The sequence below is a fragment of the Pseudomonas sp. H2_A10 genome (assembly GCF_054680085.1).
In genome coordinates this window covers 3,586,612-3,607,975 of the sequence record NZ_CP162821.1, presented here as the reverse complement: position 1 = coordinate 3,607,975, position 21,364 = coordinate 3,586,612, and the positions used below count along the sequence as shown (strand labels likewise).

16 protein-coding genes are annotated in these 21,364 nt (G+C 62.1%); 10 read left to right on the top strand and 6 right to left on the bottom strand.

Annotated elements, in window-relative coordinates:
* Positions 1-32: 32 nt before the first annotated feature.
* From AB4O23_RS16815 to tpx, 5 genes are all read right to left on the bottom strand, one after another.
* Positions 33-1,505 carry an efflux transporter outer membrane subunit gene (locus AB4O23_RS16815; protein ID WP_017528477.1) on the bottom strand — a complete coding sequence of 491 codons (1,473 nt, stop codon included), beginning with the start codon at positions 1,503-1,505 and terminating at the stop codon, positions 33-35.
* A complete protein-coding gene (locus tag AB4O23_RS16810; protein ID WP_017528478.1) occupies positions 1,502-4,609 on the bottom strand; it encodes an efflux RND transporter permease subunit in 3,108 nt (1,035 codons plus the stop codon). The genes AB4O23_RS16815 and AB4O23_RS16810 overlap by 4 nt, the downstream gene beginning before the upstream one ends.
* Entirely contained in the window at positions 4,606-7,707 is a 3,102-nt protein-coding gene (locus tag AB4O23_RS16805; protein WP_116078567.1) for an MdtB/MuxB family multidrug efflux RND transporter permease subunit, read from the bottom strand. The genes AB4O23_RS16810 and AB4O23_RS16805 overlap by 4 nt, the downstream gene beginning before the upstream one ends.
* The gene (locus AB4O23_RS16800) at positions 7,704-9,002 is read right to left on the bottom strand and encodes an MdtA/MuxA family multidrug efflux RND transporter periplasmic adaptor subunit (RefSeq protein ID WP_065878934.1); all 1,299 of its coding nucleotides are present in this window, start codon (positions 9,000-9,002) and stop codon (positions 7,704-7,706) included. The genes AB4O23_RS16805 and AB4O23_RS16800 overlap by 4 nt, the downstream gene beginning before the upstream one ends.
* Before the next feature lie 232 nt (positions 9,003-9,234).
* Positions 9,235-9,735 (bottom strand): thiol peroxidase, encoded by a 501-nt coding sequence (gene tpx / locus AB4O23_RS16795; protein WP_065878933.1) that lies wholly within the window; start codon positions 9,733-9,735, stop codon positions 9,235-9,237.
* A gap of 159 nt (positions 9,736-9,894) precedes the next feature.
* Here tpx and AB4O23_RS16790 point away from each other — a divergent pair, with 159 nt between their 5' ends.
* The 10 genes from AB4O23_RS16790 to AB4O23_RS16745 all read left to right on the top strand — a co-directional run bounded on the left by AB4O23_RS16790 (position 9,895) and on the right by AB4O23_RS16745 (position 20,967).
* Complete coding sequence (locus AB4O23_RS16790; RefSeq protein ID WP_065878932.1) at positions 9,895-11,184, top strand: glycosyltransferase; 1,290 nt, start codon at positions 9,895-9,897, stop codon at positions 11,182-11,184.
* 72 nt (positions 11,185-11,256) lie between these two features.
* A complete protein-coding gene (locus tag AB4O23_RS16785; RefSeq protein WP_017528483.1) occupies positions 11,257-12,162 on the top strand; it encodes an AraC family transcriptional regulator in 906 nt (301 codons plus the stop codon).
* Positions 12,163-12,383: 221 nt separating this feature from the next.
* Entirely contained in the window at positions 12,384-13,667 is a 1,284-nt protein-coding gene (locus AB4O23_RS16780; RefSeq protein ID WP_370737729.1) for an ABC transporter substrate-binding protein, read from the top strand.
* A 94-nt stretch (positions 13,668-13,761) separates the two neighbouring features.
* Positions 13,762-14,652 carry a carbohydrate ABC transporter permease gene (locus tag AB4O23_RS16775; protein WP_065878930.1) on the top strand — a complete coding sequence of 297 codons (891 nt, stop codon included), beginning with the start codon at positions 13,762-13,764 and terminating at the stop codon, positions 14,650-14,652.
* Positions 14,653-14,662: 10 nt separating this feature from the next.
* Positions 14,663-15,493: a carbohydrate ABC transporter permease gene (locus AB4O23_RS16770; RefSeq protein ID WP_017528486.1), complete on the top strand. Its 831-nt coding sequence runs from the start codon at positions 14,663-14,665 to the stop codon at positions 15,491-15,493.
* A 23-nt stretch (positions 15,494-15,516) separates the two neighbouring features.
* Positions 15,517-16,620 (top strand): ABC transporter ATP-binding protein, encoded by a 1,104-nt coding sequence (locus AB4O23_RS16765; RefSeq protein ID WP_068936589.1) that lies wholly within the window; start codon positions 15,517-15,519, stop codon positions 16,618-16,620.
* An 18-nt stretch (positions 16,621-16,638) separates the two neighbouring features.
* Positions 16,639-18,120 (top strand): mannitol dehydrogenase family protein, encoded by a 1,482-nt coding sequence (locus AB4O23_RS16760; protein WP_017528488.1) that lies wholly within the window; start codon positions 16,639-16,641, stop codon positions 18,118-18,120.
* 56 nt (positions 18,121-18,176) lie between these two features.
* Positions 18,177-19,658 carry a xylulokinase gene (gene xylB, locus AB4O23_RS16755; protein WP_017528489.1) on the top strand — a complete coding sequence of 494 codons (1,482 nt, stop codon included), beginning with the start codon at positions 18,177-18,179 and terminating at the stop codon, positions 19,656-19,658.
* 12 nt (positions 19,659-19,670) lie between these two features.
* A complete protein-coding gene (locus AB4O23_RS16750; protein WP_065878928.1) occupies positions 19,671-20,609 on the top strand; it encodes a carbohydrate kinase family protein in 939 nt (312 codons plus the stop codon).
* A 100-nt stretch (positions 20,610-20,709) separates the two neighbouring features.
* Entirely contained in the window at positions 20,710-20,967 is a 258-nt protein-coding gene (locus AB4O23_RS16745) for a DUF2790 domain-containing protein (protein WP_460069477.1), read from the top strand.
* A gap of 59 nt (positions 20,968-21,026) precedes the next feature.
* On the opposite strand, the gene AB4O23_RS16740 is transcribed toward AB4O23_RS16745, so the two are convergent.
* Positions 21,027-21,299, bottom strand: coding sequence for a DUF1652 domain-containing protein (locus tag AB4O23_RS16740; RefSeq protein WP_026067307.1), 273 nt, complete (start codon positions 21,297-21,299; stop codon positions 21,027-21,029).
* Positions 21,300-21,364: the final 65 nt, after the last annotated feature.

The following is a 21,364-nucleotide window of genomic DNA, read 5'->3' as shown; positions in this document are numbered from 1 at the left end:
GACAGGGTCAAGGGAGTCGCTGTCCGCCCCCGCTAATCTTCTTTGGCGCTGACCTGGGTTTGCCCGTCCCAGCCGCCGCCCAATGCGGCGATCAGTTGCACGCTGGCCACCAACCGCGACTGCAGCAAGGTCAATACGGTGCGTTCATTACTCAGCGCGGTCGCCTGCACGGTCACCACATCCAGGTAGGCGATCAACCCGGCCTTGTACTGGTTCTGGGTCAAGCGCAGCGATTCACGCGCCGCTTCCAGCGCTTGGTTGCTGACCACCGCCTCGTCTTCCAGCACCTTGAGCTGCACCATGTAGTTTTCCACTTCGCGAAAGCCATCCAGCACGGTCTGGCGATACTTGGCCACTGTCTCGTCATAGCTGGCAACGGTGCGGTCGACCTCCGCCGACCGCTGGCCGCCGTCGAACAGGGTCATCGCCAGTTTCGGCCCTACCGACCAGAACCGATTCGGCAGGCTGATCCAATCGGCATAGGTGCTGCTGGAATAACCCCCGGCCAGACTCAGGCTCAGGTCCGGGTAATACGCAGCCTTGGCCACGCCAATATTGGCGTTGGCGGCGATCACCGAGCGCTCGGCCGAGGCGATGTCCGGGCGGCGCTCCAGCAGTTGCGACGGCAGGCTCACCGGGATCTGCGGCAACGCCGGAATGTCCTTGCTGACGGCCAGGTTGAAGTTGGCCGGCGCCTCGCCGATCAGCACGGCGATGGCGTTTTCGAGTTGGGCGCGCTGCCAGATCAGGTCGATCAGGCTGGCCTGGGTGGTCTTGAGCTGGGTTTGCGCCTGGGCTACCGCGTCCTTGCCGGAGACACCGGCACGGTACTGGTTTTCGGTCATTTGCAGGGAGCGCTGATAAGTGTCCAGCGTGGCTTGCAACAGACGGGTCTGCTCGTCCATCACCCGCAATTGCAGGTAGCTTTGCACCAGCTCCGACTGCTGGCTCAGGCGCATGGCCGCGAGGTCCGCCGAGCTGGCTTCGGCGCTGGCCTCGTTGGCTTCCAGGCCGCGGCGCAATTTACCCCAGATATCGGCCTCCCAGCTCACACCCAACTGCGCGTTGAGGGTGTCACGGATGCCGCTGCTGGAACTGCTCAAGCTGGCGCTGCTGCTGCCGGTGCCCTGGCTGGCGCGGGTTTTTCCGGCGCTCAGGTCGACGGTGGGGTAGAACGCCCCGCGCGAGCTGCGCACCAATGCCTGGGCCTGGCGAAAACGCGCTTCGGCCTGGGCCACGGTTTGGTTGGCGTTGTTCAGGCGCACCACCAGGTCATTGAGCTGACGGTCACCGTACAACTCCCACCAGGCGCCACGGGCCAGGGAATCACTCGGCGTGGCCTGGCGCCACCCCTGGGCCTCCTTGAATTGCGCCGGTTCGACAACGTCGGGGCGCTTGTAGTCGGGGCCGACAGCGCAGGCGCTGAGTAACACGCCGCAGAACAGCAGGCTCGCCATGCGAGAACCACGAGACATGGCCAATCGAGCAAAGGTTGAATCGGTCATAGCGCAGTGTCCAGGGCAGCGTCGGTACGCACACCGCGCCAGGCGTTGAAGCGATGGCGCGCGCGGTCGAGATAAAGGTAAACCACCGGGGTGGTGTAAAGCGTCAGGACCTGGCTGAACACCAGGCCACCAATGATAGTCAGGCCGAGGGGGCGACGCATTTCCGCGCCGTCGCCAGCGCCGAGCAGCAAGGGCAAGGCGCCGAGGATGGCCGCCAAGGTGGTCATCAGGATCGGTCGCAACCGCAGCAGGCACGCGCTGCGAATCGACTCCAAGGGGCCGAGGCCGTCATTGCGTTCCAGTTGCAAGGCCAGGTCGATCATCAGGATCGCGTTCTTCTTTACCACGCCGATCAACAGGAACAGGCCCAGCAGGGAGATCAGGCTGAACTCGCCGCCGGTCAGGTAGATGGCAAGCATGGCGCCGACACCGGCCGAAGGCAGGGTCGAAAGGATCGTCAGCGGGTGAATGTAGCTCTCATACAGAATGCCCAACACCAGATACACCGCCACCAGCGCGCCGAGGATCATGAACGGCTGGCCTTTCTGCGTGGCGGCGAAGGCATCGGCGGTGCCGGCCATCTTGGCGATCACGTCTTCGGGCAAGCCGACCTTGGCAATTGCCCGCTCGATGGCGGCGGTGCCCTGCTCTACGGTTACGCCCGGCGCCATGTCGAAGGCGATGTTTTCCGAGGCGAACTGGCCTTCATGGCTGACCCGGTCATCGGCCAGGCTGTTCTCATAGTGGGCAATGGTCGACAACGGCACCCGCGCGCCATCGGCGGTGATGACCTGCATCTGGTTGAGGGTGATCGGGTCCTGGGCGTACCTGGGGTTGACCTCCATCACCACTTGGTACTGATTGAGGCTGTCGTAGATCGTCGAAATCTGCCGCTGGCTGTAGGCGTTGTTGAGCACCGCCGTGACCATGTCCATGTCGATGCCCAGGCGCTTGGCCTGGTCGCGGTCGACAATCAAGGTCACCTGGGCCGCACCGTGACCTTCGCGGGCGTCGATGGCGGTGAGTTCCGGCAGCTCGCGCAGGGCAGCCACCACCTTGGGGTACCACAGGCGCAGCGCGGCCAAGTCACCGCTTTGCAGGATGTAGGAATATTGCGCGCTGGTCTGGTCTCGGCCGCCACCAAATTGCAGGTCCTGGTCGGCCATCAGGAACAGGCGCCCGCCCGGCACCAGTGGCACGTCCTTGCGCAGCCGCTCGATCACCGCCTGGGCCGAGACCTTGCGTTCACTGATGGGTTTGAGGCGTACCAGCATCACCGCATTGTTGGTGCCGTTGTTGCCGCCGATAAAACCGGCCACGCTGAGCACCGCGGGGTCCTTGAGCACAGCCTTGCGAAACGTCTCCATCTTCGGCTGCATCACGCTGAACGACAGGCCATCGTCACCGCGCACAAAGCCGATCAACTGGCCGGTGTCCTGCTGGGGCATAAAGGTCTTGGGCACCACCACGTACAACGCCACGTTCATGCCGATGGTCAGCAACAGGCTGAGCAAGGTCAGGCGCTTATGGCGCAGTACCCAGTCCAGGCTGGTGGCGTAGCCCGCGACCATGCGGTCGTTGATCTTCTGGCTCCAGCGCTGCAAACCGGTCATGCGCCCTTTGACATGGGGCTTGAGCCAACGGGCGCAGAGCATCGGGGTCAAGGTCAGCGAGACGATCAACGACACAATGATCGCGGCCGACAAGGTGATGGAAAATTCGCGGAACAGGCTGGTGACGATGCCGCCCATGAACAGGATGGACAGGAACACCGCCACCAGCGACACGTTCATCGACAACAAGGTGAAGCCGACTTCCTGCGCCCCCAGGTACGCGGCCTTCATCGGCGGCACGCCCTCGTCGATGTGCCGGGAAATGTTCTCCAGCACCACAATGGCATCATCCACCACCAGGCCGGTGGCCAGGATCAGCGCCATCAGCGAGAAGTTGTTCAACGAAAACCCGTACAGGTACATCACGGCAAACGTGCCCACCAGTGACACTGGCACCGCCAGGGTGGGAATCAACGAGGCGCGAAAGTTGCCGAGGAACAGGTAGACCACCAGGACCACCAACCCTACCGCGATCAACAGCGTCATCTCGGCTTCATGCAAGGTCGCGGTGATCACGGGCGAACGGTCCATGGCCAGGCTCAGCTTGACGCTGGACGGCAACACCGCCTGCAACGCCGGCAGCTGGGCCTTGATCTGCCGGACGGTCTCGATGATGTTGGCGCCGGACTGGCGGTTGATCACCAACAGGACCGCCGAATCGTTGTTGAAAAAACCGCTGTTGTAGCGGTCTTCGACACCATCGCTGATCTTCGCCACATCCGACAGGCGCAGGGCCGCGCCATTCTGGTAGCGAATCAGCAACGGCTCGTAGTCCTTGGCTTTTTCCAGCTGGTCGTTGGCCTGAATCTGCCAGTTGCGCTCGCCGTCTTCCAGCGAGCCCTTGGGCCGGCGCTGGTTGGCATTGGCGATGGTGTTGCGCACATCGTCCAGGGCCACGCCGTACTGGTCGAGGGCCTTGGGTTGCAGCTCGATACGCACCGCCGGCAGCGAGCTGCCGCCGATCTGCACCTCGCCGACACCAGGCACCTGGGACAGGCTTTGCGAAAGGATGGTGGAGGCCAGGTCGTAGAGCTGGCCCTTTGGCAACACGTCCGAGGTCAGCGACAGCACCATGATCGGCGCCTGGGACGGGTTGATCTTCTTGTAGGTGGGCATGCTGCGCATGCCGCTGGGCAACAGGCTGCGCGAAGCGTTGATGGCCGCTTGTACTTCCCGCGCCGCGCCGTTGATATCACGGTCGGCGTCGAACGCCAGGATCACTCGGGTGGAGCCCTGGCTCGACGAACTGCTCATGGTGGTGATGCCGGCAATCGAGCCGAAGGAACGCTCCAGCGGCGTGGCCACCGTCGAGGCCATTACCTCAGGGCTCGCTCCCGGTAAATTCGCCGAGACCACGATCACCGGGAAGTCGATCTGCGGCAATGGCGACACCGGCAGCAGGTTGAAGCTGACCCCGCCCAGCAACATGATCGCCAGACTCAACAGCAGCGTGGCGACCGGCCGGCGAATGAAAGGTCCGGACAGGTTCATGACTCAAGCGGCTCCAGGCGTTGCGGCTCTTTGCGCCAGCGGCGGCCAAGGCGATCGAAGTACAGGTAGATCACCGGGGTGGTGAACAGGGTCAACACCTGGCTCACCAGCAGGCCACCGACCATTACCAGGCCCAGGGGCTGACGCAATTCCGCGCCGGAGCCGGTGGCCAGCATCAACGGCACCGCGCCGAACAAGGCCGCCAGGGTGGTCATGAGGATCGGCCGGAAACGCAGCAACGCCGCCTGGTAGATCGCGGTCTGCGGGTCGAGGCCCTGGTTGCGTTCGGCGTCCAGGGCGAAGTCGATCATCATGATCGCGTTCTTTTTCACGATACCGATCAGCAGGATGATGCCGATGATCGCGATCATGCCCAGGTCATTGCCGCTGAGCAGCAACGCCAGCAGGGCGCCCACCGCCGCCGACGGCAATGTCGACAGAATGGTGATCGGGTGGATATAGCTCTCGTACAGCACACCCAGCACGATATACATGGTGACCACCGCCGCCAGGATCAACAGCAAGGTACTCGACAGCGAGGCTTCGAACGCTTGGGCCGCGCCCTGGAACTGGGTCTGCACGCCCAGCGGCATGCCGATGTCTTTCTGCGCCTGGTTGATCAGTTCCACGCCTTTGCCCAGCGCCACGCCGGGGGCCAGGTTGAACGACATCATCACCGCCGGGAACTGGCCGATATGCGCGACGGCCAACTGCGCCTGGCGTTGCTCGACACGGGCCAGACTCGACAGGCGCACCTGGCCGCCATCGGTGGTTTTCACATGGATCTGGTTCAGGGCCTGGGGCCCAAGGGTTTCGCCGGACTGGGCCTGCAACACCACGCGGTATTGGCTGGCCTGGGTGTAGATCGTCGAGATCTGGCGCTGGCCGAACGCGTCGTACAGCGCATCGGTGATGGTCGACACGCTGACGCCCAGGCGCGAGGCCGCATCGCGGTCGATCACCAGGTACACCTGCAGGCCCTTGTCCTGCAAGTCGCTGGCGACGTCGGTAAGCTCCGGCACCTGGCTCAGGGTGTGCACCAGTTTTTCGCTCCACAGCGCCAGCAGCTCGGCGTCCGGTGACGACATGCTGAACTGGTACTGGGTGCGGCTCACGCGGTCTTCGATGGTCAGGTCCTGCACCGGCTGCATGAACAGGCGGATACCCACCAGCCTGTCGATTTGCGGCTGCAAGCGGGTAATCACCTGGGCCGCGCTCAAGTCGCGCTGGCCGTGGGGCTTGAGGTTGATCAGCAAGCGGCCACTGTTGAGGGTGGCGTTGTCGCCGTCCACGCCGATGTAGGACGACAGGCTCTCCACCGCCGGGTCGGCCAGGATGATTTTGGCCAGTTCCTGCTGGCGCTGGCTCATGGCGGCAAACGAAATCGACTGCGGCGCTTCGGAAATGCCCTGGATCACCCCGGTGTCCTGCACCGGAAAAAACCCCTTGGGCACCACCAGGTACAACACCACCGTAAGGCCCAGGGTGGCGATGGCCACCAGCAGGGTCAGCGGCTGATGCTTGAGCACCCACTGCAACTTGCGCCCATAGGCTTCGATCATCCAGTCGATCCAGGCGCCGCTGGCCTTGTAAAAACGGCTTTGTTGTTCTTCCTTGGGTTCACGCTTGAGCAACCGCGCGCACATCATCGGCGTCAGCGTCAGGGATACCACCAGGGAAATCAGGATCGCCACCGCCAGGGTGATGGCGAACTCGCGGAACAGACGCCCCACCACATCAGCCATGAACAGCAGCGGGATCAATACCGCGATCAGCGACAGGGTCAGGGAAACCAGGGTAAAGCCGATCTGCTTGGCGCCCTTGAGGGCAGCGGCCAGCGGCGTCTCGCCTTCTTCGATATAGCGGGAGATGTTCTCCAGCATCACGATGGCATCGTCCACCACGAAGCCGGTGGCGATGGTCAAGGCCATCAACGTCAGGTTGTTGATGGAAAACCCGGCCAGGTACATCACGCCAAAGGTGCCCACCAGCGACAGCGGCACGGCAATCGACGGAATGATCGTGGCGCTGACCCGGCGCAGGAACAGGAAAGTGACCATCACCACCAGGGCAATGGCGATCAGCAATTCGTGCTGCACGTCTTTCACCGAGGCGCGGATGGTCTGGGTGCGGTCGGTCAGCACGGTGACATCGAGGCCGGCCGGCAGGTTGTCGGTGATGCTCGGCAGCAGCGCCTTGATGCGGTCCACCACCTCGATCACGTTGGCGCCCGGCTGGCGCTGGATATTGAGCAGCACGGCCTGGTTTTCGTTGGCCCAGGCGGCAAGGCGTTCGTTTTCGGCGCCGTCGACGATTTGCGCGACATCCTTGAGGCGCAAAGGCGCGCCGTTGTTGTAGGCGAGGATCAGTTCGGCATATTGCTGGGGCGAGACCAACTGGTCGTTGGCATCGAGCATCGACACCCGGGTGGGGCCGTCGAAGTTGCCCTTGGGCTGGTTGACGTTGGAGGCGGCGATCAGGGTGCGCACATCCGACAGGTTCAAGCCGTTGGCCGCCAGGGCCTCGGGGTTGACCTTGATACGCACGGCCTGGCGCTGGCCACCGGCGATGCTGACCATGCCGACCCCGCTGATCTGGGCAATTTTTTGCGCCATGCGCGTGTCCACCAAGTCATTGAGCTTGGGCAGCAGCATGGTCTTGGAGGTGATGGCCAGGGTCAGCACCGGGGTATCCGCGGGGTTGACCTTGTTGTACACCGGCGGCGCCGGCAAATCCTTGGGCAACAGGTTGGTGGCGGCGTTGATCGCGGCCTGCACCTGTTGCTCGGCGACATCCATGTTGATGTCGAGGTTGAACCGCAGGGTCAACACCGACGCCCCGCCGGAGCTGGTGGACGCCATCTGGGTGAGGCCGGGCATTTGCCCGAACTGGCGCTCAAGAGGTGCGGTGACCGCGCTGGTCATTACGTCGGGGCTGGCGCCGGGGTACAGGGTCATCACCCGGATGGTCGGGTAATCCACCTGGGGCAAGGCCGACACCGGCAACAGGCGGTACGCGATGATCCCGGCCAGCACGATGGCCAGCATGCTCAGCGTGGTGGCGACCGGACGAAGAATAAACAGCCGCGACAGGTTCATGAACCGACCTTTTGCGCCTTGCCGGCGCTGGCGCCGGTCTCCCCTTTAGCGGCGGGCTTGCCTTGCAAGTGTTCAGTCGGGGTAGTCGGGACTTCGCTGCTGTCGTTGACCACTTCGATTTCACTGCCGTCTTTGAGGCGGTCGGTACCTTCGAGTACGACGCGGTCGCCGGCGACCAGGCCTTCCTTGATCACGGTGTTGTCGCCATCGGTGTCGCCGACGACCAGGGGCTGGACCTTGACCTTCTTGTCACCGTCGAGTTTGTAGACAAAGGTGCCGGCGTTGCCGAACTGGATCGCGGCGGACGGCACCAGCACCACATTGTGCAGGGTGTCGGCCAGCAGATGCACGTTGACGAACTGGTTGGGGAACAGCGCCTGATCCTTGTTATCGAAGCGCGCCTTGAATTTCAGGGTGCCGGTGGTGACGTCGATCTGGTTGTCGAGGCTTTGCAATACGCCAACCGCCTGTTTCTTCACGTCGCCACGGTCCCAGGCTTCGACGGGCAACTTGTTGCCGGCCCGATAACGGGCAAGCACGGTGTCCAGGGTGTTTTCCGGCAGGGTAAAGGCCACGCTGATGGGTTGGGTCTGGGTGATAACGGCAAGGAAGGTGGTGTCGTTGGCCGCCACCAGGTTGCCCACGTCGACCTGACGCAGGCCTACGCGGCCGCTGATGGGCGCGCGGATCCTGGTGAATTCAAGGTTGAGCTTGGCGTCGTCCACGGCGCCCTGGTTGGTCTTGACCGTGCCCTGGTATTGCAAAACCAGTGCTTCGGCGGTGTCCAGGGTTTGCTTGGCGATGCTGTCCTGGGCATAGAGGCCGCGATAGCGCTCGACGTCGACCTGGGCGTTTTTCAACTGGGCCTGGTTCTGCAACAAGGTGCCCTGGGCCTGGAGCAAAGCGTTCTGGTAGCTGCGCGGGTCGATCTCCGCCAACAGGTCGCCGGCCTTGACCATCTGCCCTTCTTCAAAGGCGATCTTCACCAGCTCGCCGCCCACCCGGCTGCGCACATTGATGGTGTTCAGTGCCGTGACCGTCCCCAACGCCTTGTAGTACACCGCAAACTCGCCGAGTACCGCAGGGGCTACGCGCACGGGCACCGGGCCGGTCGAGCCGCCAAACCCTGGGCGCGCCATGCCGGTCTTGCTGGCATGGCCGGCCGGTGCGTCTTTGTGGGCCGCGCCGCTTGGCCAGAATTTCCAGCACAGGCCGGCGATAACCAGCAGCACAAGCAGGCCGAACAGCCAGCGACGGGAGTTGCGGGGGGAGGATTGCATGGAGTGATCAACCATTGGGCGCGAAAGCTTCTACTTGGGGAGGCTGAAAGATAAGCACTGGAGCGCATTAAGAAAAGCGCCTTTACCGGCTATTTACCTTGGGCTTACAACTTTTAACCGCGGCGGCTTAGTCCACCGGCTATTTCGCTAAGCATTTGAGCTGTAAATGAAAACGGCCTGGACTAGGCCAGGCCGCAATCATGTATCACGCGTGTTACTGCAAAACGACAGTAATGCGCCGAAACAGTTACTTCAGAACAGCCAGGGCCGCTGCGTAGTTCGGCTCTTCGGCGATTTCCTTGACCAACTCGCTGTGCAGCACGTTGTCGTTTTCGTCCAGCACTACAACGGCACGAGCAGTCAGGCCTTTGAGCGCGCCGTCGGCGATCGCCACACCGTAATCAACGGCGAAATCCGAATCACGGAAGTCCGACAGGTTCTTCACGTTTTCCAGGCCTTCGGAGCCGCAGAAACGCGCCTGAGCGAATGGCAGGTCGGTGGAGATGCACAGCACCACGGTGTTTTCCACATCGTTGGCCTGGGCGTTGAACTTGCGCACCGAAGTCGCGCAGGTTGGGGTGTCGACGCTTGGGAAGATGTTCAGCACTTTGCGCTTGCCGGCGAAAGTGGCCAGGGTGGCGTTGGACAGATCGCCGGCGGTCAGGGTGAAGTCTGCAGCTTTGTCGCCGACTTTCGGCAATTGGCCTTCAACCTGGACAGGGTTGCCTTTAAGAGTGACTTGAGCCATGAACGGAATCCTTATGCTGGGTTTTGGTTAAACGAATTCGAGAGGCGGAAGTTAACCACAAACCAAGGGAGCTACCTACCGCCGGACGCAAATTGTCATGCCGGCCGGTTGTGGTTTAATTGCGCGCTTTTCGCCTCTCCTTAAAGGAAGCCATTGTTGATGAAGCCGCGCGCCACCAAAGTCCTGGTCATTGGTTACGTCTGGCCGGAACCCCGTTCCTCGGCGGCGGGCGGGCATATGATACAAATCCTTGAGACCTTTCTCACGCAAGGCTGGGACATTACCTTCAGCAGCCCCGCCGCACTCGGCGAGCACAAGGCTGACCTGCTCAGCCTGGGTATCGCCGAATGCGCCATCGAACTCAATAACAGCAGTTTCGACGATTTTATCCGTGAACTCGCCCCGGATATTGTGTTGTTCGACCGCTTCATGATGGAAGAGCAATTCGGCTGGCGCGTGGAAAAGCACTGCCCCGATGCCCTGCGCGTGCTGGAAACCAGCGACCTGCAAAGCCTGCGCGACGCACGCCATCAACGCCTCAAGGACCACGTCAAGGCACACCCGGGCAGCGACGACTTCGGCACGCTGTTCGCGCCCGCCCTGGAGCAAGAGTTCCAGTTGATGGCCGAGACCGACCTGGCCAAGCGCGAAATCGCCGCGATTTACCGCTGCGACATCAGCCTGATGATCTCCGACGTGGAAATCCGCCTGCTCACTGAGCAGTTCAAGGTGCCGGCCGCCCTGCTCCACTGGTGCCCTTTGATGATGGTGCCGCCGACCACGGCGTTCGCGCCTTATGAAGACCGCGCGCACTTTCTCAGTATCGGTAATTTCCGCCATGCGCCCAACTGGGATGCGGTGCTATGGATGAAAAGCAGCCTGTGGCCGCTGATTCGCCAGCAACTGCCGGGCGCGCAGTTGCATGTCTATGGCGCCTACACCCCACCCAAAGCCACCGCCCTACACAACCCGGCCCAGGGTTTTCACGTGATGAATTGGGCCGAAGACGCGCTGCAGGTGATGACGGCCGCCCGTATCTGCCTCGCACCCCTGCGCTTTGGTGCCGGCATCAAGGGCAAGCTGGCGGACGCGATGCTGTGTGGCACGCCCAACATCACCACACCGATTGGCGCCGAAGCCATGGGCGATGCACAGCCATGGCCGGGCGCAATCGAACAGAGTGCCCCTGCCCTGGCGGCGGCTGCGGTGGCCTTGTACCAGGATCGCGAACGCTGGAACCAGGCCCAGGAACACGGGCGCCACTTGCTTGCCCGACGCTACGACCAGTCGGCCCACGGCCCGGCCCTGCTGGCGTGCCTGGAGCACTGCTGGCGCAACCTTGCCGCCCATCGACGTACCAACTTCACCGGCAGCATGCTGCGCCACCATGCCCATAAAAGTACCCAGTACATGTCACAGTGGATCGAAGCCAAAAACCGCACCCTCTGAACACCGAGGCTGGCAGGGCCGCCCGCAAGGGGGCATTATTCGGGGCGCAACCAACAATAAAGCGACGGCAGCATGACCCGAGCAACGCGAATCACCGACCCTTCCTACGAGCTGATGGACGATCACAACGGTCTGTCCATCATCTATCGCCAGCACGGCTTCCCCTGCCCCCTGGTGCGCTGGCATTTCCACAAGGAATACGAACTGCACCTGATCGTCGCCAGTTCCGGCAAGGTGTTCATCGGCGACTACATCGGCAACTTCTACCCCGAAAGCCTGTTTCTCACCGGCCCCAACCTGCCCCATAACTGGATCAGCCAGGTGGAGGAGGACGAAGTGGTGCCCAAGCGCGACATGTTGGTGAACTTCACCGAGGAACTGCTCGAAGGTGGCAGCCAGATCTTCACCGAACTCAAAAGCCTGGCGCCGTTGCTTGAACGCGCGCCATACGGCATCGAATTTCGCTGTAAAAAAACCATCGCCCAGGCCATGACCTTGATGCAACGCATCGAGGACGCCCAAGGCATGGCGCGCCTGGGGCACTTTTTTATCCTGCTGGAGGTGCTCAGTGCCTGCGAGGATTACCAACTGTTGTCCGGCGTGACGACGCCGCAACTGGCCGATGAACACAGCATCGACCGCACCAACCGCGCGGTCGATTACATTTTTGCCCACTATGCGCGGGAGCTTTCGCTGGAAGAAGTGGCCGAGCACCTGGGCATGAAGCCGACGTACTTTTCGCGGGTGTTCAAACAGGCCACCGGGCGCACGTTTATCGAGTTCGTCAATCGGCTGCGCATCAGCAAGTCCTGCGAGTTGCTCGCCGATGGCGATAAGGCCGTGACGGACGTGTGCTTTGAGTCGGGCTTCAATAACATCTCCAACTTCAACCGACGCTTCCAGCAGCTCAAAGGCATGACGCCTTCGCACTACCGACGCCTGGCGGTACAGCGGCTCACTGAGCAGAACCTGGCTTAACGCTTCCAGCGCCCCAGTGACCGAGTGCAAAAAAGTATCAGTCCAAGTGTTCCCAAGGATTTGTCACCCGGTCTGTAGAAGGCTGTAATCAACGCACACTCTTCCTGACTCTCTGTAGGAAGACACAACAACAATAACTGTCCTTCTGTAGCCCCCTGGGCGCGGAAGAAATGGAGTGCGCGATGAAGTTCACAGCAAAAGCACTGCTTGTCTCCACCTGCATGACTACCTGCATGACCCTCAGCGCCGTCAGCTTTGGCGCGCAAACACTGACCATTGCCACCGTCAACAACAGCGACATGATCCGCATGCAAAAGCTCTCGAAAACCTTCGAGGCCGAGCACCCGGAGATCAAGTTGAATTGGGTGGTGCTCGAAGAAAACGTGCTGCGCCAGCGCCTGACCACCGACATCGCCACCCAGGGCGGGCAGTTCGATGTGTTGACCATCGGCATGTACGAAGCCGCACTCTGGGGTGCCAAGGGCTGGCTGGAGCCAATGAAGGACCTGCCGGCGTCCTACGACCTCGATGATGTGTTCCCTTCGGTACGTGATGGTTTGTCGGTCAAGGGTTCGCTGTATGCCCTCCCGTTCTACGCCGAAAGCTCGATCACTTACTACCGCACCGACCTGTTCAAAAACGCCGGGCTGAGCATGCCCGAGCACCCGACCTGGAGCCAGATCGGCGAATTCGCCGGCAAACTCACCGACAAGTCCAAAGAGCAATACGGCCTGTGCCTGCGTGGCAAAGCCGGTTGGGGCGAGAACATGGCGCTGATCACTACCCTGGCCAACGGCTACGGAGCGCGCTGGTTCGATGAGAAATGGCAGCCGCAATTCAACGGCCCTGAGTGGAAGGATGCGCTGAACTTCTACGTCGACAACATGAAAAAATCCGGCCCGCCAGGTGCTTCCAGCAACGGTTTCAACGAAAACCTGGCGCTGTTCAACAGCGGCAAATGCGCGATCTGGGTGGATGCCAGCGTGGCGGGCTCCTTCGTCACCGACAAGACCCAAAGCAAGGTAGCGGACCACGTCGGCTTTACGTTTGCACCGCACGAGAAAACCGACAAGGGCACCTCATGGCTGTACTCCTGGAGCCTGGCGATCCCGACCAGCTCCAAGGCCAAGGACGCCGCCAAGGTGTTCACCACCTGGGCGACTTCCAAGGAATACGGCGCCCTGGTCGCCAAGACCGACGGCATCGCCAACGTACCGCCGGGCACCCGCACCTCGACCTACAGCGACGACTACATGAAAGCCGCGCCGTTCGCCAAGGTGACCCTGGAATCGCTGAAAGTCGCCGACCCGACCAAACCGACGCTTGAGCCAGTGCCGTATATCGGTATCCAGCTGGTGACCATTCCTGAATTCCAGGCGATCGGCACCCAGGTCGGCAAGTTCTTCTCCGGTGCGCTAACCGGCCAGCAGACGGTCGATGCGGCATTGACGGCGGCGCAGACCACCACCGAGCGGGAAATGAAGCGGGCCGGTTACCCCAAATAACCGGGGCCTCACCGCAGTTCAATGTGGGAGGGGGCTTGCCCCCCTCCCACATTGACCCCACTCCGATCCTTGCTCCGCACTGGCCTTGATTATCATGAATAAGCCCCGCAAAAACCGCCTGGCCAACCCCGGCTGGTTCCTTGTCACGCCCTCGGTCGCCATGCTGCTGGTCTGGATGATCGTGCCGCTGGGCATGACCCTGTACTTTTCGCTTATCCGCTACAACCTGCTCTACCCCGGCGAAAACCAATTCGTGGGGCTGGAGAACTTCACCTATTTCATCACCGACTCGGGCTTCCTGCCCGGCGCCACCAATACCCTGTTGCTGGTGGGCAGCGTGCTGCTGATCAGCGTGGTGTTCGGCGTGTTGATCAGTGCCCTGCTGGAGGCCAGTGAGTTTTTGGGTCGCGGCATCGTGCGGGTGTTGTTGATTTCACCGTTCTTCATCATGCCCACCGTGGGCGCGCTGATCTGGAAGAACCTGATCTTCCACCCGGTGTCGGGGATTCTCGCCGCCGTGTGGAAGCTGTTCGGCGCCGAGCCGGTGGACTGGCTGGCGCACTACCCGTTGCTGTCGATCATCATCATCGTGTCATGGCAGTGGCTGCCCTTCGCGATCCTGTTGCTGATGACCGCCATGCAGTCCCTGGACCAGGAACAAAAGGAAGCCGCGCGCCTGGACGGTGCCGGCGCCATAGCGATTTTCTGGCACCTGACCCTGCCCCACCTGGCCCGCCCGATTGCCGTGGTGGTGATGATCGAAACGATCTTTTTGCTCTCGGTGTTCGCCGAAATCTTCACCACCACCAACGGTGGCCCCGGCTACGCCTCGACCAACCTCGCCTACCTGATCTACAACCAGGCACTGGTGCAGTTCGACGTGGGCATGGCCTCGGCCGGCGGCTTGATTGCCGTGGTCATCGCCAATATCGCGGCGATCATCCTGGTGCGGATGATCGGCAAAAACCTGACTGACAAGCCTTGAGGGCCGCGCCATGACGCTTCAACAATCCCGCCGCCTGCAGAGCCTGTTGCTCGGCACACTGGCCTGGGCCATCGCGATCCTGATCTTCTTCCCGATCTTCTGGATGGTGCTGACCAGCTTCAAGACCGAAATCGATGCGTTCGCCACGCCGCCGCAGTTCATCTTCACGCCGACGCTGGAGAACTACCTGCACATCAACGAACGCAGCAACTACTTTGCCTATGCGTGGAACTCGGTGCTGATTTCGTTCAGCGCCACCGCGCTGTGCCTGCTGATCTCGGTGCCGGCCGCCTACTCCATGGCGTTCTACGAAACCCAGCGCACCAAGGGCACGCTGCTGTGGATGCTGTCCACCAAGATGCTGCCGCCGGTGGGCGTGCTGATGCCGATCTACCTGCTGGCCAAGAGCTTTGGCCTGCTGGATACGCGCATTGCGCTGATCATCATCTACACGCTGATCAACCTGCCGATCGTGGTCTGGATGGTTTACACCTACTTCAAGGACATCCCCAAGGACATCCTCGAAGCCGCGCGCCTGGACGGCGCCACCCTGTGGCAGGAAATGGTCCGCGTGCTGCTGCCGATCGCCAAGGGCGGCCTGGCCTCCACGGTGTTGCTGTCGCTGATCCTGTGCTGGAACGAGGCGTTCTGGTCGTTGAACCTGACCTCGTCCGCCGCCGCGCCGCTCACCGCGCTGATCGCCTCTTACTCCAGCCCCGAAGGCTTGTTCTGGGCCAAATTGTCCGCCGTCTCGACCCTGGCCTGCGCGCCGATCCTGATCTTTGGCTGGATCAGCCAGAAACAGTTGGTGCGCGGGTTGTCCTTCGGCGCCGTTAAATAAAAATTCCTAGCGGAGGGCCCATCATGGCCAACCTGAAAATCAAGAATCTGCAAAAAGGCTTCGAAGGTTTCTCGATCATCAAGGGCATCGACCTGGAGGTGAACGACAAAGAGTTCGTGGTGTTTGTCGGCCCGTCGGGCTGCGGCAAATCCACCCTGCTGCGCCTGATCGCCGGCCTGGAGGAAGTCAGCGACGGCACGATCGAACTCGATGGCCGCGACATCACCGAAGTCACCCCAGCCAAGCGCGACCTGGCGATGGTGTTCCAGACCTACGCGCTGTACCCGCACATGAGCGTGCGCAAGAACATGTCGTTTGCCCTGGACCTGGCCGGGGTCGATAAAAAGCTGGTGGACAGCAAAGTCAGCGAAGCCGCGCGCATCCTGGAGCTGGGCCCGTTGCTGGAGCGCAAGCCCAAGCAACTCTCCGGCGGCCAGCGCCAGCGCGTGGCGATCGGCCGGGCGATTGTGCGCAACCCGAAGATCTTCCTGTTCGACGAACCACTGTCCAACCTCGACGCCGCCCTGCGCGTGCAGATGCGCCTGGAACTGGCGCGCCTGCACAAGGAACTGCAGGCGACCATGATCTACGTCACCCATGACCAGGTCGAAGCCATGACCCTGGCCGACAAAGTCGTGGTGCTCAACAGCGGCCGCATCGAACAGGTCGGCTCACCACTGGAGCTGTACCATCAGCCGGCCAACCTGTTTGTCGCGGGCTTCCTCGGCACGCCAAAAATGGGTTTCCTCAAGGGCAAGGTCACACGGGTCGAGTCACAGAGCTGCGACGTGCAACTGGACGCCGGTACCTTGATCAACCTGCCGCTCAGTGGCCCGACCTTGAGCGCGGGCAGCGCCGTGACCCTGGGCATTCGCCCGGAACACCTGGAAATCGCCACGCCCGGCCAGACCACCCTGACCGTGACCGCCGACGTCGGCGAACGCCTGGGCAGCGACACCTTCTGCCACGTCACCACCCGCAACGGCGAGCCGTTGACCCTGCGTATCCGTGGCGACATGGCCAGCCAATACGGCGAAACGCTGCATCTGCACCTGGACCCGGCGCACTGCCATCTGTTCGACACCGACGGCGTGGCCGTAGCCCGCCCACTGCGCGCTGCCGCCTGATTTCGCGAGTACTACGTTATGAAGCTCACTGCACAGAACCTGACCCAACTGGCGCCGCTGGTAAAAATCCCGGCCTACACCCTTGCCAGCACCTCCCAGGGCATCGCCCATATCGGCGTCGGTGGTTTCCACCGCGCGCACCAGGCGTATTACACCGATGCCTTGATGAACACCGGCGAAGGCCTGGATTGGAGCATCTGCGGCGTCGGCCTGCGCGCCGAGGACCGCAAGGCCCGCGACGACCTGGCCGGCCAGGACTACCTGTTCACCCTGTATGAACTGGGAGACACCGATGACACCGAAGTGCGTGTGATCGGCGCGATCAGCGACATGCTGCTGGCCGAGGACGGCGCCCAGGCGCTGATCGATAAACTGGCTGACCCGGCGATTCGCATCGTCTCGCTGACCATCACCGAAGGCGGCTACTGCATCGACGACAGTAACGGCGAGTTCATGGCCCACCTGCCGCAGATCCAGCACGACCTGGCGCACCCCGGCGCGCCGAAAACCGTGTTCGGGTTTATCTGCGCCGCCCTCACCAGGCGCCGCGCCGCCGGCACTCCGGCGTTCACCGTGATGTCCTGCGATAACCTGCCGCACAATGGCGCCGTCACGCGCAAGGCCCTGCTGGCGTTCGCCGCCCTGCACGACGCCGGGCTGCATGATTGGATCAAGGCCAACGTGAGTTTCCCGAATGCCATGGTCGACCGCATCACGCCAATGACCAGCACCGCGCACCGCCTGCAACTGCACGACCAGCACGGCATCGATGATGCCTGGCCGGTGGTGTGCGAGCCCTTCGTGCAGTGGGTGCTGGAAGACAAATTCGTCAACGGCCGCCCGGCCTGGGAAAAGGTCGGCGTGCAATTCACCGACGACGTGACGCCCTACGAAGAGATGAAAATCGGGTTGCTCAACGGCAGCCATCTGGCGCTGACCTACCTGGGGTTTCTCAAGGGTTACCGGTTTGTGCACGAGACCATGAACGATCCGGTCTTCGTCGCCTATATGCGTGCCTACATGGACCTGGACGTCACGCCGAACCTGGCGCCGGTACCCGGCATCGACCTGACGACGTACAAGCAGACGCTGGTGGAGCGCTTCTCCAACCAGGCGATTGCCGACCAGTTGGAGCGCGTGTGTTCGGATGGCTCGTCGAAGTTTCCCAAATTCACCGTACCGACCATTAACCGCTTGATTGCGGATGGGCGTGAGACTGAGCGCGCGGCGTTGGTGGTGGCTGCCTGGGCGTTGTACCTCAAGGGTGTGGATGAGAATGGCGTGACCTACACGATTCCCGACCCGCGTGCCGAGTTCTGCCAGGGGCTGGTGAGCGATGATGCGTTGATCAGCAAACGCCTGTTGGGCGTGGAAGAGATTTTCGGCACGGCTATTCCCAACTCGCCTGCGTTTGTGGCAGCTTTCGAGCGGTGTTTTGTGAGCTTGCGTGATAACGGGGTCACAGCGACCCTGCAAAACCTCCTGAAGAAACCGGTTTAGAAATGTGGGAGGGGCGGGTTGCCAATCCTAAAAATAATTCTGCTGAGCAAATCATCATGACCCAGCAAAACCTGTTCCTCGGCATCGACTGCGGCACCCAGGGCACCAAGGCCATCGTCCTCGATGCTTCCAGCGGCAAGGTCCTTGGCCTGGGCGCCGCCGCGCATACATTGATCAGCGGCGCCAATGGGCGGCGTGAACAGCATGCCCATGAGTGGCTGGACGCGTTCACCGAGGCCACCCATCGCGCCCTGCAACAGGCCGGCGTGGATGGCCAGGATATTCTCGGCATCGGCGTTTCCGGCCAGCAGCACGGGCTGGTTCTGCTTGATGAGCAGGGCCAGGTGCTGCGCCCGGCCAAACTGTGGTGCGACACCGAAACCACGCCCGAGAACGAGCGGCTGCTGCAACACCTGGGCGGCGAAAGCGGTTCCCTGGAGCGCCTCGGCGTGGCCATCGCGCCGGGCTACACCGTGTCCAAACTGCTGTGGACCCGCGAACAGCACCCGGACCTCTTCGCGCGCATCGCCCATGTGCTGCTGCCCCACGACTACCTCAACTATTGGCTGACCGGCCGCGCTGTCGCCGAATACGGCGATGCGTCGGGCACCGGCTATTTCAATGTGCGCAGCCGTGAATGGGATGTGGCGTTGCTCCGGCACATCGACCCGAGCGGTCGCCTGGAGGCGGCGTTACCCGAGCTGATCGAAGCCGATCAGGCCGTGGGTACCATCCTACCGGCCATCGCCGAACGCCTGGGCATCAACCCCAACGCCAGGGTCGCCAGCGGCGGCGGCGACAACATGATGGGCGCCATCGGCACCGGCAATATCGCGCCGGGCGTGATCACCATGAGCCTGGGGTCGTCCGGCACGGTCTACGCGTTCGCCGACCAACCCAACGTGAGCCCCCAGGCGTCGGTGGCGACGTTCTGCTCCTCCAGCGGCGGTTGGTTGCCGTTGATCTGCACCATGAACCTGACCAATGCCACCAGCGTTATCCGCGAGTTGTTCGAACTCGACCTGAACACCTTCAACGCTTTGGTCGAGCAAGCGCCGATTGGCGCAGACGGCGTCAGCATGCTGCCGTTTCTCAACGGCGAGCGCGTACCCGCCCTGCCCCACGCCACCGGCAGCCTGCATGGCCTGACCATGACCAACCTGACCCGCGCCAACCTGTGCCGCGCCGTGGTCGAAGGCACCACGTTCGGCCTGCGCTACGGCCTCGACCTGCTGCGCCAGACCGGCCTGCAAAGCCTGCGCATCCGCCTGATCGGCGGCGGCTCGAAAAGCCCGGTATGGCGGCAGATGGTCGCCGATATCATGAACACCGAAGTGATCTGCACCGAACAAAGCGAAGCCGCCGCCCTGGGCGCGGCGATCCAGGCGGCGTGGAGCCAGTCCGGCGAGCCCCTGAGCAGCCTGTGCGACAAATGCGTGAGCGTGGACCCCACCAGCCGCACCCTGCCGGTGGCGGCCAATGTCAGCGCCTATCAACAGGCTTACGAACGTTATCAACAGCTAGTGGCAACCCTTTAAGAGCGAACGACTATGTATCTGGTGTGTGGTGAAGCGCTGTTTGATTTCTTCAGCGAGGAGGACGCCAGCGGGCTGGCATCCAAGCTCAATTACAAGGCGATTGCCGGCGGCTCGCCGTTCAACGTGGCGGTGGGCCTGCGCCGCCTGGGCATCGAGGCCGGATTTTTCGCCGGTATCTCCAACGATTACCTGGGGCGTCGGCTGTTGCAGGTGCTCAAGGACGAAGGGGTGAGCGAGCAGTTCCTGGTGGAGTTCGTCGCGCCGACCACCCTGGCGATGGTCGCCGTGGGCGCCAATGGTTCGCCGCAATACAGCTTTCGCGGCGAAGGCTGCGCCGACCGGCAACTGCAAGTGGCGCATCTGCCCACGCTGGGCGATGACGTTCGCGGTGTGCATATCGGCTCGTTCTCGCTGGTGGTGCAGCCGATCGGCGATACGCTGCTCAACCTGGTCAAGCGTGAAAGCGGCAAGCGCCTGATCAGCCTCGACCCCAATGTGCGGCTCAACCCGCAACCGGACATCCAGCGGTGGCGCGACCGCGTCGCGGAACTGGTCCAGCATGCCGACCTGATCAAAGTCAGCGACGAAGACTTGCACCTGCTCTACCCCGGCCAGGCGCCGGAAAGCGTGCTGCAAGGCTGGCTGCAGCACCGTTGCCAATTGGTGTTCCTGACCCGTGGCGGCGATGGCGCCAGCGTGTTCAGCCGCCAGCATGGCAACTGGTCCGCACCGGCGGTCAAGGTGCAGATGGCGGATACGGTGGGCGCCGGGGATACCTTCCAGGCCGCGTTGATTGCCTGGCTGACCGAGCAACGGTTGGATTCGGTAGAGGGTCTGCAACAGCTCACGCGCGCGCAGATCGACGCCATGCTGGGCTTCGCCATCCGTGCCGCGGCCTTGACCTGCACCAAGACCGGGCCGGACTTGCCGTACCGCCGACAGTTGGGCTGAACGCCGCGTTTGATGAAGGTTTTGTCAGGCTCGCCATCATTAATCGATGGTTAATCGCGCAAGTCGACAGTGAAGTCGAACCCACTTGCGGAGCACTGCCATGAAATTGCGCACTTTGATGCTCGCCGGCGCCCTGGCGCTGGCGGCAACCTGCGGCCTGGCCCAGGTCGACGATCAGAAACCGGTGCCGTACCAGTACGGCATGCCGATGAATATCAAGCATGTAATTGCCATGAACGAAACGCCGACAGACGAATGCAAGGTCATCGATGCCGATATCAAGTTCGTGGACAAGGCCGGGAAAATCGAAGATGTGGGTTATCGAAAACTGTCCGAGGCGTGCAGCTTGCAGAATTGAGAGCTCGTGCAAAACACTGGGCCCGGCATATGCCAGGCCCATCGGGTCGCACGGTCAACTCACGAGTAGTAAGCGCGCCCTCCTGCTCGTTGCAGGACTGGCGTGTGCGTTTGTTTAAGGTCTTCACGCAACCCGGTAATCAGGTTGCAAATGGCTCGACTGCTGTCGAGTTTGTCCGCGTTGATACCCTTGACTTCCAAATCCACCCGGTCACGGTCGCGGTCGTCATAAACTTTGATCGTCAGCGAAGCATCTTCGGCTTTGGTGCATTCGCACCGTTTGGGCAGGAAACTTCCTTCAATAATGCTGCGTAGTTCCAGTTCCGAAAGCATGGTCAACCTCTCCTTTTTTGAGACTGCCAACAGATTTTCATGTGCCTGACAGGCGCGTGCCTGCG

What these genes read in the sequence shown, in the direction of transcription:
- tpx (WP_065878933.1), bottom strand. Translation starts at nt 9,735, where the DNA reads ATGGCTCAAGTCACTCTTAAAGGCAACCCTGTCCAGGTTGAAGGCCAA.
- AB4O23_RS16810 (WP_017528478.1), bottom strand. Translation starts at nt 4,609, where the DNA reads ATGAACCTGTCCGGACCTTTCATTCGCCGGCCGGTCGCCACGCTGCTG.
- AB4O23_RS16800 (WP_065878934.1), bottom strand. Translation starts at nt 9,002, where the DNA reads ATGGTTGATCACTCCATGCAATCCTCCCCCCGCAACTCCCGTCGCTGG.
- AB4O23_RS16815 (WP_017528477.1), bottom strand. Translation starts at nt 1,505, where the DNA reads ATGACCGATTCAACCTTTGCTCGATTGGCCATGTCTCGTGGTTCTCGC.
- AB4O23_RS16775 (WP_065878930.1), top strand. Translation starts at nt 13,762, where the DNA reads ATGAATAAGCCCCGCAAAAACCGCCTGGCCAACCCCGGCTGGTTCCTT.
- AB4O23_RS16770 (WP_017528486.1), top strand. Translation starts at nt 14,663, where the DNA reads ATGACGCTTCAACAATCCCGCCGCCTGCAGAGCCTGTTGCTCGGCACA.
- AB4O23_RS16750 (WP_065878928.1), top strand. Translation starts at nt 19,671, where the DNA reads ATGTATCTGGTGTGTGGTGAAGCGCTGTTTGATTTCTTCAGCGAGGAG.
- AB4O23_RS16745 (WP_460069477.1), top strand. Translation starts at nt 20,710, where the DNA reads ATGAAATTGCGCACTTTGATGCTCGCCGGCGCCCTGGCGCTGGCGGCA.
- AB4O23_RS16740 (WP_026067307.1), bottom strand. Translation starts at nt 21,299, where the DNA reads ATGCTTTCGGAACTGGAACTACGCAGCATTATTGAAGGAAGTTTCCTG.
- AB4O23_RS16805 (WP_116078567.1), bottom strand. Translation starts at nt 7,707, where the DNA reads ATGAACCTGTCGCGGCTGTTTATTCTTCGTCCGGTCGCCACCACGCTG.
- AB4O23_RS16790 (WP_065878932.1), top strand. Translation starts at nt 9,895, where the DNA reads ATGAAGCCGCGCGCCACCAAAGTCCTGGTCATTGGTTACGTCTGGCCG.
- AB4O23_RS16765 (WP_068936589.1), top strand. Translation starts at nt 15,517, where the DNA reads ATGGCCAACCTGAAAATCAAGAATCTGCAAAAAGGCTTCGAAGGTTTC.
- AB4O23_RS16785 (WP_017528483.1), top strand. Translation starts at nt 11,257, where the DNA reads ATGACCCGAGCAACGCGAATCACCGACCCTTCCTACGAGCTGATGGAC.
- AB4O23_RS16780 (WP_370737729.1), top strand. Translation starts at nt 12,384, where the DNA reads ATGACTACCTGCATGACCCTCAGCGCCGTCAGCTTTGGCGCGCAAACA.
- AB4O23_RS16760 (WP_017528488.1), top strand. Translation starts at nt 16,639, where the DNA reads ATGAAGCTCACTGCACAGAACCTGACCCAACTGGCGCCGCTGGTAAAA.
- xylB (WP_017528489.1), top strand. Translation starts at nt 18,177, where the DNA reads ATGACCCAGCAAAACCTGTTCCTCGGCATCGACTGCGGCACCCAGGGC.